This window comes from Nonomuraea sp. NPDC048901, assembly GCF_040649695.1.
Classification (GTDB): domain Bacteria; phylum Actinomycetota; class Actinomycetes; order Streptosporangiales; family Streptosporangiaceae; genus Nonomuraea.
This window is the reverse complement of sequence record NZ_JBEZFW010000002.1, coordinates 960618-974854: the sequence shown is the minus strand read 5'-3', so window position 1 is coordinate 974854 and position 14237 is coordinate 960618. Positions and strand designations below refer to the sequence as shown.

Sequence of the window (14237 nt, the reverse complement as noted above, 5' to 3'; positions counted from 1 at the left end):
GGTAATCGGGGGCAGCCTGAAACGGCCCTGTTGAGCTGCCGGTTCGACAGAAGAGGCCGCACGTTTCGGCCAGGCTCAGTGTCAGCCGCCGAAGATCCTTGAGCCAGGGCATACACCGGACATTTGGCGGACTTTGTCCTGCCTTATGCACCAGGCCTGGCCGGGGGCCGTGACATCACTCGCGGTGATCTCAGGACGTACGGGACACGTCGTGTCCCGGTAGCCGCTTTCCGGCTCGGCTGGTGGCTCGGTTGGTGGCCGTGGTTACGTCCAGTCCGGCTCTGATCACCATTCGCTGACGCTCGCGACCCGATCCCTTTACTATCTGATGTGCCCGCGCTGAGCCGGATATCGACAGGAGACGACGGATGGTCGGAAAGTCCGGAACGTCGGCAATGGCACTGTGAGGCGGCTCGCGGGTCGCTACCGGCTGCTGTCGCAGCTCGGCCAGGGCGGCATGGGCACGGTCTGGCGGGCGACGGACGAGCTCCTTCGTCAGGAAGTGGCCATCAAGGAGGTGCGGCTCCCGTCGGACCTCGACGAGGCATCGCGAGCCGAGCTGACCGAACGCACACTCCGTGAGGCGCGCGCCGCGGCGACGCTGCGTTCCCACCCGTCCATCGTCACCGTGCACGATGTGGTCCTCGACGACGACCGGCCGTGGATCGTCATGGAGTTGGTCCGCGGCCGCTCCCTCGACCGGGCCGTACGCGACGACGGCCCGCTGCCGCCGCACCGGGTGGCCGAAATCGGCCTGCGGATGCTCGACGCCCTCACGGCGGCGCACGCGTCGGGCATCCTGCACCGGGACGTCAAACCCGCCAACGTCATGCTCACCGACGACGGACGGGTGCTGCTGACCGACTTCGGCATCGCGACCGTCGCCGGAGACACCGGGCTCACGCAGACGGGGATGCTGACCGGCTCGCCGGGCTACATCGCCCCGGAGCGTCTGCGAGGTGAGGCCGACGGCCCGCTCGCCGACCTGTGGTCGCTCGGCGCCACCCTGTTCACGGCGGTGGAGGGCGGCCCGCCGTTCGCCCGCCCGAACGAGGCCGCGGTGCTGGCCGCGGTGCTGATGCAGGAGCCTGCCCCCTTCCGTCTGGCCGGCCCGCTCGCCCCCGTGCTGGCCGCGATCCTGGACAAGGACCCGGAACGCCGCTGTCCCCCGGACGAGGTGGCCGGGTGGCTGGAGGCCATCTCGCGCGGAGATCCCGCGACGGGCCCGGCTCCGAGACAAGAGCGGACCTTGCCGGGCCGCTCGCCTCAGCGCCCGCCTCGACTCGTCCGACCCCAGGTCCTCGTGGGGGCCGCGCTGGCGGTGGTGCTGACCGTGGCAGCGGGGGTCGTGGTCGTGCCGATCCTGTTTCCGAACATCGTCCGCCTACTCGGCTACGCGCTCACACCCCGGACCACCTACTCTGCGACACCGAGGTTCAGCCCGTCGTCGCCGACGACGGCCACACCGCTGATCACCCGCGACTTCGAGGCATGTGACCTGCTGACCAACGCCCAGACGCGCTCGCTGTTCGGCACTGCGATGAAGCGCCAGTACGTGCTCGACTCTTCCTGCGGCTGGTCCGCGGCGGACGGCACCGGCCTGCGCGTCATGGCGTTCCGTCTGCCCAATGCCTCGGCAGCCGGTCTCTACTACGAGGGCCTGGTCAAGTACATGAAGGACGAACCGAAGCGCAACCCGGGGACCAAGCTCCGCAAAGGGCCGAAGGTCGGCGACGAGGCGTACAGCTATTCCCAACGGCGCACCTGGGGGTTCGCGCCCTACCAAACCCACACCGCCTTCCGCCTGTTGAACGTCTCGGTGGTCATCGACGTCTCTGCCCGGCAGCCCGGTCACGCCACTGCCGATCGAGCGGCCAAGCTCGTCGCGGCGTCCGTCAACAGATATCGGTAGCCCGGTATCCGCACGTCCAGTAGCCGATTCTGTCGACCTGCCGCTTCTCACTCGATCACCACACGTCGACATCCACGCCGATCGCGATGGTCCGCAGGGCGACCCGTTGCGGCGAACGGCCACAAAAGCCCGCTGCTGATATACTAATTCTGATTCGTATATACAGGCGAGGTGGTGTCATGACCAAGACCCTGATCGACCTCGACGACGAAGCCTTGGCCGAGGCCGCGAAGCTCCTCGGCACCTCGTCCAAGAAGGACACGGTCAACGCCGCCCTACGAGAGATCGTCGACCGACGCAGACGGGCGGCGGCCGTGGCTCGCATGCGCGAGATGGTGGCCGCTGGAGAGATCGACTTCTCCGTCATCGACAAGGGTGACAGCGCGCAACAGGGCGTGGCGTGACGGAGCTCTACCTCATCGACACCAGCGCATTGGTCCGCTTCTACCGCCGCCAGGTCGGGACAGAATGGGACCAGACCGTCTCCGCCGGGCTCGTCGGCATCTGTGAGCCGGTCAGACAGGAGTATCTTCGCGCCGTCGGCGGCCGACCCGCCTTCTATGAGGTCGGCAATCTCCTCCACGAGACCTTTCCGTACTACTTCATCCCCGAATCGGCCTGGAACGAGACCGGCGAGTTGCAGCGCGAACTCGCCGACAAGGGCTGGCACCAATGCGCCTCGCCGGTCGATCTGCTCATGGCGGTAACGGCCCGGCACCACAAGCTCACCGTGCTGCACGCGGACGCCGACTTCGACACCATCTCCCGCCTGACCGGACAGCCGGCGCGCTGGATCAGCTGACCGATCGTCCCCTGTCGCCGCGAAACCGCCCTATATCGCCCTTCGCCGGTTAATTGATCGCGCCCCGGACCCGTTCCGGGACATGCGCCCGCATCCGCGACGAGGCCGGCGAATCGGGACATGTAATATCCCTGATATGTTCATGGGCGAGGGCGTCGAGTGGGGCCTGCACTGCTGTCTGGCACTGGCATGGCTGGAAGAACAGGCTCCCGTGGCCACGAGCCAACTGGCGGAGATCTTCGAACTCCCGCCCGCCTACCTCAAGAAGCGGCTACAGCCGCTGGTCCGGGCGGGCATCCTGGCGTCCACCCCAGGCGCGCGCGGCGGCTACCGCCTGGCCCGTACGCCCGAGCGCATCACGCTCATGGACGTCGTGAGCGCGATCGAAGGGTCGGCCGAGGCGTTCCGCTGCACCGAGATCCGGCAGCGCGGCGCCGGCGCGGAGACCCCGGCCCGGGAGTTCGAGCGTCCATGCGGCATCGCCACCGCGATGCGCCGCGCCGAGCTGGCCTGGCGGCGAGAGCTGGCCGCTCAGACGCTCGCGGACCTCATCGCCGCCAGCCCTGCCGGCGCCCCCCGCCGAGTACAACGCTTCCACCAGCGGCTCGGCAGCTGACGGCTCGGCCCGGTCAATCGGCCGGGCTCTCTTACGACTGACAACACAGCCTGGCCGATCGGCCAGGCTCTCTTACGAAGGAGAATCGGGATGCCAAATGTCTCGATAATGGGCGGCCAAGCCGCCGCACCTACCGATCGTGTCGGCCGGGGCAGGGCGGCCCACCAGCGCCCATTCCGGCAGGGCGGACTGGGCCCGGTCCTGGTCCTGGCCCTGGGCACCTTCTCCGTGGGCACCGACGCCTTCGTCATGGCAGGCTTCCTGCCCAGCACCGCCGCCGACCTCGACATATCCACCGCCACGGCCGGACAGGCCGTCACGGTCTTCGCCGCGGCCTACGCCTTACTGTCCCCGCTCCTGGCCACCGCGACCGCCCGCGCCCCACGCCGCGCGCTCTTGGTCACCGCCCTGCTCATCCTGGGCTTGGCCAACCTCGGCTCCGCCATGGCCCCTGACTTCGCGCTGCTGATGGCCTCCCGGATCGCCGCCGCCGCAGGAGCCGCCGCGTTCACCCCGAACGCGGGCGCCGTCGCCGCCACCCTCGTACACCCGGAACGACGAGCCCGAGCACTGGCCGTGGTCATCGGCGGGCTGACCATCGCCACCGCACTCGGCGTGCCGCTCGGCGACCTGGCGGGCCACTGGCTGGGCTGGCGCTCCGCCCTCACGCTGGTCGCCGGCCTCTGCCTGATCACCGCGATCGGCGTGGCCCTCCTGCTGCCCACCCTGCCCGCCAACCCGCCGGTCCCGCTACGCACCCGACTGTCCGTCCTGGGCAACCCCGCAGTCCGCGCCATTCTCCCGCTGACCGTGCTCGGCATGGCAGCCGCCTACACGGTGTACGCCTACAGCGTCCCCGCCCTGTACGCCGTCGGGATCAGCCCCTCGGCCACCGTCTGGGTCCTGGCCCTGTACGGGGTGGGCGCCGTCGCCGGCAATCTCACCGCCGGATACGCCACCGACCGCTGGGGCAGCGTCCGCGTCCTGACCACCGGCTACCTGACGATGGCCACGGGCCTGGGCCTTCTCGGCGCGATGGCCGCCACCCACACCACCTCCCTGGCCATGGTCGGCCTACTCGCCATGGCCTGGGGCGCGGGCAGTTGGTGCCAGACACCGCCGCAACAGCACCGGCTGATCGCCGTCGCCCCCCACGAGGCTCCGCTGGTCGTGGCTCTGAACTCCTCCGCCATCTACGTGGGCATCGGCGCCGGAACCCTCCTCGGCGGACTGACTATCTCCTCGGGCACCACGACCATGTACGCCACCGCCACCGCCCTGGCCATCCTCGCCCTGACCTACCTCCTGGCCACCGCCGGCAAAGCTCGGGGGAAGAAATCCGAAGACACCCCCTGACCGGCTTGGTGCTCAGTCTGTGGGCGCTTGGTTCTCGGCGCGCTCGGTGCGGACGATGGCCGGCTGTGATCAAGTACCTGTCAGGAAGGCCAGCGCGTCGGGGGCGAAGCGCTTGTCGGTGAATGTTCCGCTATGGCTGCGGCCTGGGTAGACGACGAGTTGAGCGCCGGGAATGCCCTCGACTGTCCGCCGGGCCAGTTCCAGAGGGTAGACGAGGTCCTTGCCTCCCTGAATCAGCAGCGTGGCCGCCTTGATGTCGTGCAACCGGCCGCACAGGTCGAAGCCGTCCTCGGCGTTGAGCACGGTGACGGCGTCCGCGTGGTCTTTCTGGCCGCTGTCTGACAGCCACAGCAGGCCTTTGAGCAGTCTTTGCCCAGTGGCCGATTCGGTGACGATCTCGGCCAGCGCGGGGCTTGGCCGCCTGCCTTGGCGTGCGCGTTCGATGTAGGCGCGCTGGGCTCGCTTGCCGACCGGGCCGAGAGTGCAGGCCGTGCCCGCGAGGACCAGGCGGTCGACCAGGTCGGGATGGTCGGCGGCGAGTTGCAGGGCGATGGAGCCGCCGGTGGAGATGGCCAGCATGTTCACCGGGCCCTCGAAGGTGGTTTTGATCGCTTGCGCATAGACGGCGGCGAGGTCGGGCATCGTCGTGGTCGGTGGCAGCCCTGGCGGGCGGTTGACAACATAGACGGTGAATTCCTTGGTGAACGGTCGTACCATCCGCATCGTGGACCAGCGCGCCAGGCCCGTCGGGTTGGCCGCTTGCGGGGTGTAGAGCAGGACGACCAGGGGCGATCCTTCACCGGCCGACAGGTAGGGCAGGCCGTTCAGCATGTGGTGATCCCTTCTGTGACCGCGTCGATCAGGCGGTCCATCACGGCCGGGTAAATCTCGGCGCCCAGCTGTTCGGCGTGCAGCGGGGTAAGCAGGACCGCGCGCAGGACGCCTAGCAGTATCTGAGGGTCGCCTTCCAGATGGGCGTTGAGGAACTGGAGCAGGTCGGCCATCGGGCCGCCCGCCGCGGCGGCCATGCGCTCAGGGGTGAGCTTGGCCGCGACAGCGGCCATTTCCTGGGGGTGGGACATCAAGCGGCGGTAGAGCGGATTGGTGTCGAGTTCGGCGACGGTGGCGTGCAGGAAGCGCCGCAGCGCGTCGCGAGTGTCACTGCCGCGGTTGAGGCCTTCGTCGATCACGCGCCGCCGTACCTCCTCGCTCTGCCTCAGCATCGCCTCGAAGTACAGGTCTTCCTTCGAGGCGAAGAAGGCGTACAGCGAACTCTTGGCGATGCCCGCAGGAGCGGTCAGCTCTTCCAGGGACGTCTTGCGCAACCCTTGGGTCGAGAAGAGGCGGGTGGCGGTGTCGAGTAGCTGCTCGGTGATCCGCGACCGCTCTTCCGCGGAGAATGCCGATGGCACAGTATCTCCATATGAACAGATTGGTTTTTTGTTCACAGTGTAGCGCTCGGCGAGCAGCCCGACGCAAGCCGCCACCTGCGCCCTGAGAGGCCCGCCGGTCAAAGGACGTGCTGATGACCTTGCCAGGCACTTCCTGGCCCCAGACGGTCAACCCCCGGGGAGCACGAGGGGCCGGGGCCCCAATGAGCACAGTCTGAGCGCAGCGAAGGCCATGCCTGTTCAGCTGGGAAAACCGCCTGAGCGCAGCGAAGCCCATGCTTGCGAGCAGGGGAAACAGCCTGAGCGCAGCGAAGTCCGTGCTTGAGGGATGATGGGCTGTGGCTGAGGACCAAATGAGGAGGCTCCGGTGACTCGTCAGATCGTCTCCGTTGTGGGTGGCAAGGATGCCGCCGGCACCGACACGTACGAATCGACCAACCCCGCACGCATCGCCGAGGTCGTCGCCCGCGTCGGCCTGGTCGATGCCCAGACCTTCGCCGACGCCTGCCGCACCGCCAAGGAGGCGCAGCGGGAGTGGGCCAAGGTGCCGGCTCCGGTGAGGGGGCGGGTGATCGCGTCGATCGGGCGGCTGGTCGAGGCCAATGCCGAGGCGCTGGCGCACCTGGTCACCCGGGAGATCGGCAAGCCGTACGCCGAAGCCCTGGGTGAGGTGCGGGAGATCGTTGACACGTGTGACTTCTTCCTCGGCGAGGGCCGCCGGCTGTACGGGCAGACCGTGCCGTCGGAGATGCCGGACAAGAAGCTTTTCACCTTCCGTAACCCGGTAGGCGTGGCGGCGGTGATCACCGCCGGCAACTTCCCGGTCGCGGTGCCGTCCTGGTATCTGGTTCCGGCGCTGCTCTGCGGCAATGCCGTGGTGTGGAAGCCGGCCGAGTACGCGGCGGCGTCCGCGCATGCGATGTACCAGCTGTTCGCCGCCGCCGGGCTGCCCGACGGGGTGCTGAACATCGTGTTCGCCGACGGCGTCCAGACCTTCCAGGGGCTGGAGCTGGCCCTTGAGGAGGGCACGGTGCACAAGGTCGGGTTCACCGGGTCCAGCGAGGTCGGCAGGAAGATCGGGGAGCTCACCGGGCGGCATCTGCAGGCGGCCTGCCTGGAGCTGGGCGGGAAGAACCCGATGGTGATCATGCCGGACGCCGATCTCGATCTGGCCGTCGAGGGGGCGCTGTTCTCCGGCTTCGGTACGGCCGGTCAGCGCTGCACCAGCCTGGGCACGGTCATCGTGCATGAGAGCGTGCACGATGAGTTCGTCGAGCGGTTCGCCCAGGCCGTACAGAACGCCAAGATCGGTGCCCCGGAGCAGGACGTGCTGGCGGGCCCGCTGCTGGACCAGAAGTTCGCGGATCGGTACGAGGAGTACCTGACCTGGATCCAGCCCCACCACCGCGTCGTGTCCGGAAATATCGGGAAAATTACTGACGACGCCCCGCGCCGCGACTTCACCGGCGACGGCGGCCTCTACTACCACCCCGTCGTGGTCGATGGCGTCAAGGCAACCGACCAGCTGTTCCTGGAGGAGACGTTCGGGCCCATCGTGGGCGTGACGACCTTCGAGACGATCGACGAGGCCATCGAGCTGGCCAACCTGCCCGGCTACGGCCTGTCCAGCTCGATCTATACCACCGACGCCCGCCACGCGTGGAAGTTCCGCGAGGGCATCTCCGCCGGCATGGTCAGCGTCAACAACTCGACGTCCGGCGCCGAGGCGCACCTGCCCTTCGGCGGCAACGGCAAGTCCGGCAACGGCAGCCGCCAGTCCGGCATGTGGGTGCTCGACCAGTTCACCCGCTGGCAGGCGATGAACTGGGACCACTCCGGCCACCTGCAGAAAGCCCAGATGGACGTCGCGGACATCGCACCGGATATGAACTTCCGGCTCTAGGTCCTTCTACTTTGAGGGAAGAAAACCACCCCGCCGGGAAGCACGCGCTTCCCGGCGGGTGATGGTCGTGTCACGATAACGGCGCCTTCGATTACAGGGAGAAGCCGATGCGTGACGATCCGACACCATTAACCGAGGCGCCGACCACCACGGTGCCGTCGACCAAGGCGCGGACTGCCCGACGGACGACCCAAGGGGCTGCTCAACAAACCGCCCAGCAGACGATCCGGCTGCGGGCCGGCTTCCCCTGCCGCTGGAGCGTCTGGAGCGCCGACGGCAAGGGCTGGTTCCCGCGCGACACCCCGCCGGCCCGCGACCTCGACGGCCTGCCGTACTTCCACGGCGACGACCTGGTGCTCGACGTCCCACGCGAACCGCTGACGGTCAGGGCGGCCAGAGGCATGGAGTACGACTGGGCGGAGACGACCCTCGTGCCGGGCGACGGCGAGACGCTGGTCGAACTGGCGCCGCGCCGCATCTACGACGCGGCGGCCCGCGGCTGGTACGGCGCCGACCTCCACGTCCCCCTCAACCAGCCGTGCTGGTACGGCGCCGACCTCGACGTCCCCCTCAACCGGCCGTCCCAGTGGGTGGCCGACTCGCAGCACGGCGAGGACCTGCACGTGATCAACCTGCTGCCGGGTGACCAGGACGCCGTCGAGCGCTGGTCGGGGCGCGATCTGCCGTGGTCGGACGAGACGCACGTGGCCAGGGTGGATCTCGCCCACCACGCGCTCGGCCCCGAGGAGGGCTACGACAACGTCCGCAAGCTGCGCGAACGAGGCGCGCTCATCGGCTACGCCAACGCCTTCCGCGGTCCGGTCGAGACACCCGAGCAGCTCGTCGGCGACGGCGATCCGGGCTACGACGCGCGGCTGTCGGTGGTCGACGCGGCGCTCGGCCTGGTCGACAGCTTCTGCTCGGCGATCGGCTCGGACCGCGCCTACCGCAGGCTGATCGGCGCGGGCAACCGCGTCGCCGCCGTAGCCGGTACGGGCCATAGGCTCGGGCCGATCGGCCGCGAACGCACCTATGCGCACGTAACCGGGCCGCTGACCGCCGAGTCCTACGCCGACGCGGTACGGTGCGGCCGCACGTTCGCCACAACCGGCCCCTTCCTCGAGCTGTCCATCGAGGGCCACGGCCCCGGCGCCACCCTCGACCTGGCCCCCGGCAGCAGGGTGCGCGTCGTCGGGCGGGTGATCGGGCCGCTGGTGGAGAACGTACGGCTGCTGACCGCCGACGGCGAACTGGCCGCGGGCCCGACCGGCGAGGTGGCGGCGGAGCTGACCGTGATCTGGCCGACCTATGTGGTGGCGGTCGCCGAGGGCGGCGGGCAGGTACGGGCGCACACCAGCCCGGTCTACCTCGACGTCGAGGGCCGCCGGGTGGCCAGGGAAGAGGATGTGACGTTCTGCCTGCGCTGGCTGGAACTGCTCGAAGAGCTCATCAGGAACCGGGTGAGCGCCGACTACCTGGCGGTCGTGGAGGAGGCCCGCAGGGTCTACCAGTCCCGCCTGGCGTGAGAGACGGAGGAACGCGGGCCCCATATCGGGGGTGCCCGCGTTCCTCTCTACTCGCTTACCGAGATCAGACCTGGCCGGCCTTCTCCAGGGCCGAGCAGCAGGTGTTGACCAGCAGGCGGGTGACCACGTAGGGGTCGACGTTGGCGTTGGGGCGGCGGTCCTCGATGTAGCCCTTCTTGTCCACCTCGACCTGCCACGGGATGCGTACGGAGGCGCCGCGGTTGGAGACGCCGTAGCTGTACTTGTTCCACGGGGCGGTCTCGTGGGCGCCGGTCAGGCGGCTCTCGATGCCCACGCCGTACTGGGTGATGTGCTCCATCGGCTTGTCACCCTCACCCAGGGCCTCGCACGCGGTGATGATGGGCTCGTAGCCCTCGCGCATCGCCTTGGTGGAGAAGTTGGTGTGCGCGCCGGCGCCGTTCCAGTCGCCACGGGCGGGCTTGGCGTCGAGGGTGGCCTCCACGCCGAACTCCTCAGCCGTACGGTAGAGCAGCCAGCGGGCGATCCACATGTGGTCGGAGACCTCCAGCGGACCGGCCGGGCCCACCTGGAACTCCCACTGACCCGGCATGACCTCGGCGTTGATACCGGAGATCGCGAGGCCGGCGGCGAGGCAGCGGTCGAGGTGGAGCTCGACGATCTCGCGGCCGAAGATCGCGTCGGCGCCCACGCCGCAGTAGTAGGGGCCCTGCGGGGCGGGGAAGCCGCCCTCGGGGAAGCCCAGCGGGCGGCTGCCCTTGAAGAAGGTGTATTCCTGCTCGATGCCGAACCAGGAGTCCTGGTCGGCGAACTGCTCGGCGATCGGGCGGAGCAGGGCGCGGGTGTTGCTCTTGTGCGGGGCGCCGTCGATCTCCTCGACCTCGCACAGGACCAGCACGCTGGAACCGCCACGGATCGGGTCGGGACAGGTGAAGACCGGACGGAGCACGCGGTCCGAGGAGTGACCCTCGGCCTGGTTGGTGCTGGAACCGTCGAAACCCCAGACCGGCGGCTCGGCTCCGTCAGCCAGGATTCTGGTCTTCGAGCGCAGCAGGGCGGTGGGCTCGGTGCCATCGATCCAGATGTACTCAGCCTTGTAGCTCACGTCGGTCCTTTCAGGGTGTCTCACAGCCACGCCGAGTCTTGCGGTCAACCGTTTCCCGGTTTTTGCCCGAATGTGAACGTCGTGTTAATCAGTACGGAGAGTCCACCGGGCTATAAGATCATTTATTACAAAATGGGGGGATCTTCATGTACGACCTGTGGTCCGCGCCGGAGGCCGCCGGGCTGGAGCGCCAGTGACAGTGACCGACCTCGACGAGGCGCGCAGGCCACGCGGCCACAAGCACGATCCCGAGGCTCTCACGCCGGGACAGCGGCAGCTCGGCCGGCACCTGATCGACGTGCACAACGGCTACCGCCAGGAGATGCGGCAGGTCCTGGACGCGCTCGACCAGGTCGCCGCGGGCGCCCTCGACGCGGCCGCCCTGCGCTCGGTGATCAACCAGCTGACCATGCGCCAGAACTACTGGACGCTGGGCGCGTTCTGCGCGACGTTCTGCCGGCTGCTGACCGTCCATCACACGATCGAGGACGAGGCCATGTACCCGGCGATACTCGAGCGCGACGGCTCACTCGGGCCGGTGATCGAAAAGCTCAAGGAGGAGCACGAGGTCATCGCCGGGCTGCTGACCCGGCTCGACCAGGCGTGTGTGGACCTGGTGGCCGGCGACACCGGCCTCGACCGGGTACGGGCCGAGGCCGAGCAGCTGGCCGCCGTCCTGTCCTCGCACTTCACCTATGAAGAGGAGGAGCTGGTCGAGCCGATCGGCCGGCTGGATATACGGGTCTAGGGCCTCCTGTCCGTTCCTCTGCCGTCGTAGCCGAGCAGCCGCATGGCCGTGTCGGGGTCCATCGCGGCGGCCAGCAGTTGCGCCCTGGCGTGGGCCTGGTCGCGTTCGTGTTCCGCCTTGGCCTGCGCCGCTCGTACGGCCTTGATGGCGATGAGCGCCAGGCCCGCGCCCACGATCACCGCCACCACGACCACGAACAGGACGAGCAGCAGTCCGGGCGAGGCCATCCCGGCGACCGGGGTCGCGCCCGTCAGGACCAGGCCGGTGAGGAGCGCGAGCACGACGAGCGCCAGCAGGCTGGCGACGACGACCCACGCCCGGCGCCTGGGTGGCGGCGGCTCGACCGGCTGGGGCGACGGCGCCGCGTAGACGGGCGCGGGGTCAGGCGCCCACGGCACGAACTCGGGCCGGCCCGGCTCGGCGACGATCTCGGCGGTCACCACCACGGGCTCGGCGGCCAGGACAGTCCCTACCGGCTCGGGTTGAAGAACCGGCCCGACCGGCCACCCGGCGGTCTGGCCGTTGGGCTGGTAGGCAGGCTCTTCCGCCTGCCCAGGCAGGTCGCGCTCGATCCGGCTGTGCTCCTTGTGCGCCCTGGCCGCGTCCCGGTGGTACTCCTCCAACTCCTGGTACAGCTCGTCGGAGGCGTAGATCGTGCCGTCGATGAGCGGCCCGGTAGCCCGCTCGATGATCGCCACCACGTCGTCGCCGTTGAGCGTCTTGTGCGTCTCCAGCGCGTGCGCGAGGCAGAGCACGTCCCGGCGATGCTCCTCCAGCAGCCGCTCGGTCTTCTCCAGCAGCCGGACCAGGTTGAACTCGATCCGCTCGCCCAGCACGTCAGGCGCCAGCTCGGCCTGGCCCCGGCTCGGCTCCCGCTCGGTGATGCCGATCGGGCCGCCACCACCGCCGCGCCGTGGCATCGCCTTGCCGCCGTGGATCTCCAGTTCCTGCAGCGCGGGAAGGGAGGTGACGCCCGAACCCATCCCCCAGTACGACTCCATGAGCGCCGTCAGGAACGTCGCCGAGTGCAGGTCGCTGGAGACCCCGGAGGAGTTGTCCTCGCCGAAGAACATCCGCTCCCCCGCCAGAGAGGCGAGCGAGACCATGATGTCGGCCTCGTACTCGGACTTCCACCGGGTGAACTGGTCCTCGGGCTTGATCGAGGCGACCATGCCCAGGTAGTCGGCGCCCTTCTCGATCGTGGCGATGTCGATCTCCAGGTGGAAGCGGGTCACGTAGGCCACCACGGCGTGGCACGCCTCGTGCACGGCCACGGCGTGCCGCTCCCGCTCGATGTACTCGACGTCCTCGGGCGGGCCGAGCTGCTTGAGCCGCTTGGCGCGCAGGACGTCCGACCAGGAGATGACCTCCCGGCCGTCGCGGATCGCGGTGATCAGCGACTCGTTCACCAGGTCCTTGATCGTGGCACCCGTCGCGTACGGGGTGATGGTGGCGAGCTTGTCGATCTGCTGCTCGGTCAGCTCGTGGTCGACCTTGTCGAAATAGCCCTGGTACGTGCGGACCCGTCCGGCCTTGGAGGGGTAACCGACCTTGTAGATGCGGTCGATGCGGCCGGGACGCAGCAGCGCCTCGTCGAGCGCGTCGGGCCGGTTGGTGGCCATCATGACGAGGATGCGGAACTTGGGCGGCGGCTTGGGTCGCATCCCGAGCAGCCGTCTGACCAGGCGGTTGAAGAAGCCGCGCGGCTTCTTGAGCCCGGACAGCTCGGTGAGCAGGGCCTGCAGGGTGCCCGGGTCACCGCTGTTCATGCCGCCGCCGCCCATGAAGAAGCGGTTGCGGGTCTCCGGCTCCTCCACCTCCCGCCGGGCGCGGAAGGCGAGCACCGAGCGGGTCTCCTCGGACAGATAGTTGGCGCCGTGACAGCCGGAGAAACCGCCGCCGCCCTGCCCCTGCGGGCCCTGCTGGGCGAGCCGGCCGCGCTTGCCGAGCGAGTCGGCCTCGTCGAAGAAGACGATCACCCCGCCGTACCTGAGCGCGAGCTTGCGCAGCTTCCTGAAGAGCGTCTTGACCTTGAGGATGCCGATGCCCATGAACATGTTCGTGAAGGCGCCGGGGTCGACGAACACGTACGGCTTGCCGGTCTCGCCGGCCACCGCCTCGGCCATCAGCGTCTTGCCGGTGCCCGGCGGCCCCCACAGCAGCAGGCCGCTGGGCACGTACCCGCCGCGCTTCTCGATCTCGTCGGGCCGCTCCAGGAAGACGATGTTCTCCTGGACGCGTTCGACGACGTGGTCCTGTCCCCAGACGTCGGAGAAGCGGGTCTTGATGTCGTCGGGGAAGTACGTCTCGACGCCGCCTCTGGACAGGAACCAGAACAGGCCGACGAACTGGATGATGACCACGAAGAACAGGAACACGATCTGGATCAGGAACGGCATCGCCTTCCAGATCAGCGCCGGCGCGCTGAACAGGGCGAGGAACGGGCTGGTTTCGAGCACCGCCCCGAGCACCAGCGCGATCAGCACCACCCAGAAAACGATCTTCGCGGCGCGGGAGAAGCGATACCTGGTCCAGTCGTCGAAGCGCCGGTGGGACCAGCGCTCGAACCCGCCGAAGACCCGGTGGCTCCAGAAGCGGTGGTAGGCCGACCACCGCTCGCTGACGAAGAAGTGGAGCTGCCGCAGCGCCTCGACGCTCAGCAACCAGAAGATCCACTGATAGGCGTACGCGATGGCCCGCATGGCCTCGCCGAACGACACGATGCCCTCGTAGTCGGCCATCACCTTCCAGGTGAGGACGAGGAAGGCGAGGACCAGCCCGATGAGGAACTTGCTGCGATCCCAGAACCGCATCTTCTTCCTGGTCACGGCTTCGGGATCGGATGGGCCGCTACCGGGCGCGCGCAGCCCGCCGTGATGCGTGGTCGTGGTCAATGACG

At 68.7% G+C, this 14237-nt stretch carries 12 protein-coding genes; 8 read left to right on the top strand and 4 right to left on the bottom strand.

Translation table 11 applies throughout. The features are described 5' to 3' along the window. The first annotated feature begins 403 nt into the window (after nt 1–403). The 5 genes from AB0C30_RS09565 (at nt 404) to AB0C30_RS09545 (ending at nt 4686) form a co-directional block, all read left to right on the top strand. Entirely contained in the window at nt 404–1912 is a 1509-nt protein-coding gene (locus AB0C30_RS09565; protein ID WP_357941403.1) for a serine/threonine-protein kinase, read from the top strand. Between the two features lie 179 nt (nt 1913–2091). Next, on the top strand, nt 2092–2316 hold the full coding sequence (locus AB0C30_RS09560; RefSeq protein WP_225289512.1) for a type II toxin-antitoxin system VapB family antitoxin: 225 nt from the start codon (nt 2092–2094) through the stop codon (nt 2314–2316). Then, the gene (locus AB0C30_RS09555) at nt 2313–2714 is read left to right on the top strand and encodes a PIN domain nuclease (protein WP_357941401.1); all 402 of its coding nucleotides are present in this window, start codon (nt 2313–2315) and stop codon (nt 2712–2714) included. The genes AB0C30_RS09560 and AB0C30_RS09555 overlap by 4 nt, the downstream gene beginning before the upstream one ends. Nucleotides 2715–2850: 136 nt before the next feature. Continuing rightward, a complete protein-coding gene (locus tag AB0C30_RS09550; RefSeq protein WP_357941399.1) occupies nt 2851–3330 on the top strand; it encodes an Rrf2 family transcriptional regulator in 480 nt (159 codons plus the stop codon). Between the two features lie 90 nt (nt 3331–3420). Then, entirely contained in the window at nt 3421–4686 is a 1266-nt protein-coding gene (locus tag AB0C30_RS09545) for an MFS transporter (RefSeq protein WP_357941397.1), read from the top strand. Nucleotides 4687–4755: 69 nt separating this feature from the next. Here the strand turns inward: AB0C30_RS09545 and AB0C30_RS09540 are convergent, their stop codons facing one another. Beyond that, the gene (locus AB0C30_RS09540) at nt 4756–5517 is read right to left on the bottom strand and encodes an alpha/beta hydrolase (protein ID WP_357941395.1); all 762 of its coding nucleotides are present in this window, start codon (nt 5515–5517) and stop codon (nt 4756–4758) included. Beyond that, the gene (locus tag AB0C30_RS09535) at nt 5511–6098 is read right to left on the bottom strand and encodes a TetR/AcrR family transcriptional regulator (protein WP_357941393.1); all 588 of its coding nucleotides are present in this window, start codon (nt 6096–6098) and stop codon (nt 5511–5513) included. Before AB0C30_RS09535 ends, AB0C30_RS09540 begins: the two co-directional genes overlap by 7 nt. 346 nt (nt 6099–6444) lie before the next feature. Between AB0C30_RS09535 and AB0C30_RS09530 the strand changes: the two genes are divergently transcribed. Together AB0C30_RS09530 and AB0C30_RS09525 are read left to right on the top strand one after the other, a co-directional pair. Further along, the gene (locus AB0C30_RS09530; protein ID WP_357941391.1) at nt 6445–7980 is read left to right on the top strand and encodes an aldehyde dehydrogenase family protein; all 1536 of its coding nucleotides are present in this window, start codon (nt 6445–6447) and stop codon (nt 7978–7980) included. 107 nt (nt 7981–8087) lie between these two features. Then, nucleotides 8088–9506 carry a CehA/McbA family metallohydrolase gene (locus AB0C30_RS09525; protein WP_357941389.1) on the top strand — a complete coding sequence of 473 codons (1419 nt, stop codon included), beginning with the start codon at nt 8088–8090 and terminating at the stop codon, nt 9504–9506. 64 nt (nt 9507–9570) lie between these two features. Here the strand turns inward: AB0C30_RS09525 and glnII are convergent, their stop codons facing one another. Continuing rightward, nucleotides 9571–10590, bottom strand: a complete 1020-nt coding sequence (glnII, locus tag AB0C30_RS09520) for a glutamine synthetase (protein ID WP_357941387.1) — start codon at nt 10588–10590, stop codon at nt 9571–9573. 193 nt (nt 10591–10783) lie between these two features. Here glnII and AB0C30_RS09515 point away from each other — a divergent pair, with 193 nt between their 5' ends. Beyond that, nucleotides 10784–11338 (top strand): hemerythrin domain-containing protein, encoded by a 555-nt coding sequence (locus AB0C30_RS09515; RefSeq protein WP_357941385.1) that lies wholly within the window; start codon nt 10784–10786, stop codon nt 11336–11338. On the opposite strand, the gene AB0C30_RS09510 is transcribed toward AB0C30_RS09515, so the two are convergent. Beyond that, the gene (locus AB0C30_RS09510; RefSeq protein WP_357941383.1) at nt 11335–14232 is read right to left on the bottom strand and encodes an AAA family ATPase; all 2898 of its coding nucleotides are present in this window, start codon (nt 14230–14232) and stop codon (nt 11335–11337) included. The two genes, AB0C30_RS09515 and AB0C30_RS09510, sit on opposite strands and share 4 nt — an antisense overlap. Nucleotides 14233–14237 lie beyond the last annotated feature (5 nt).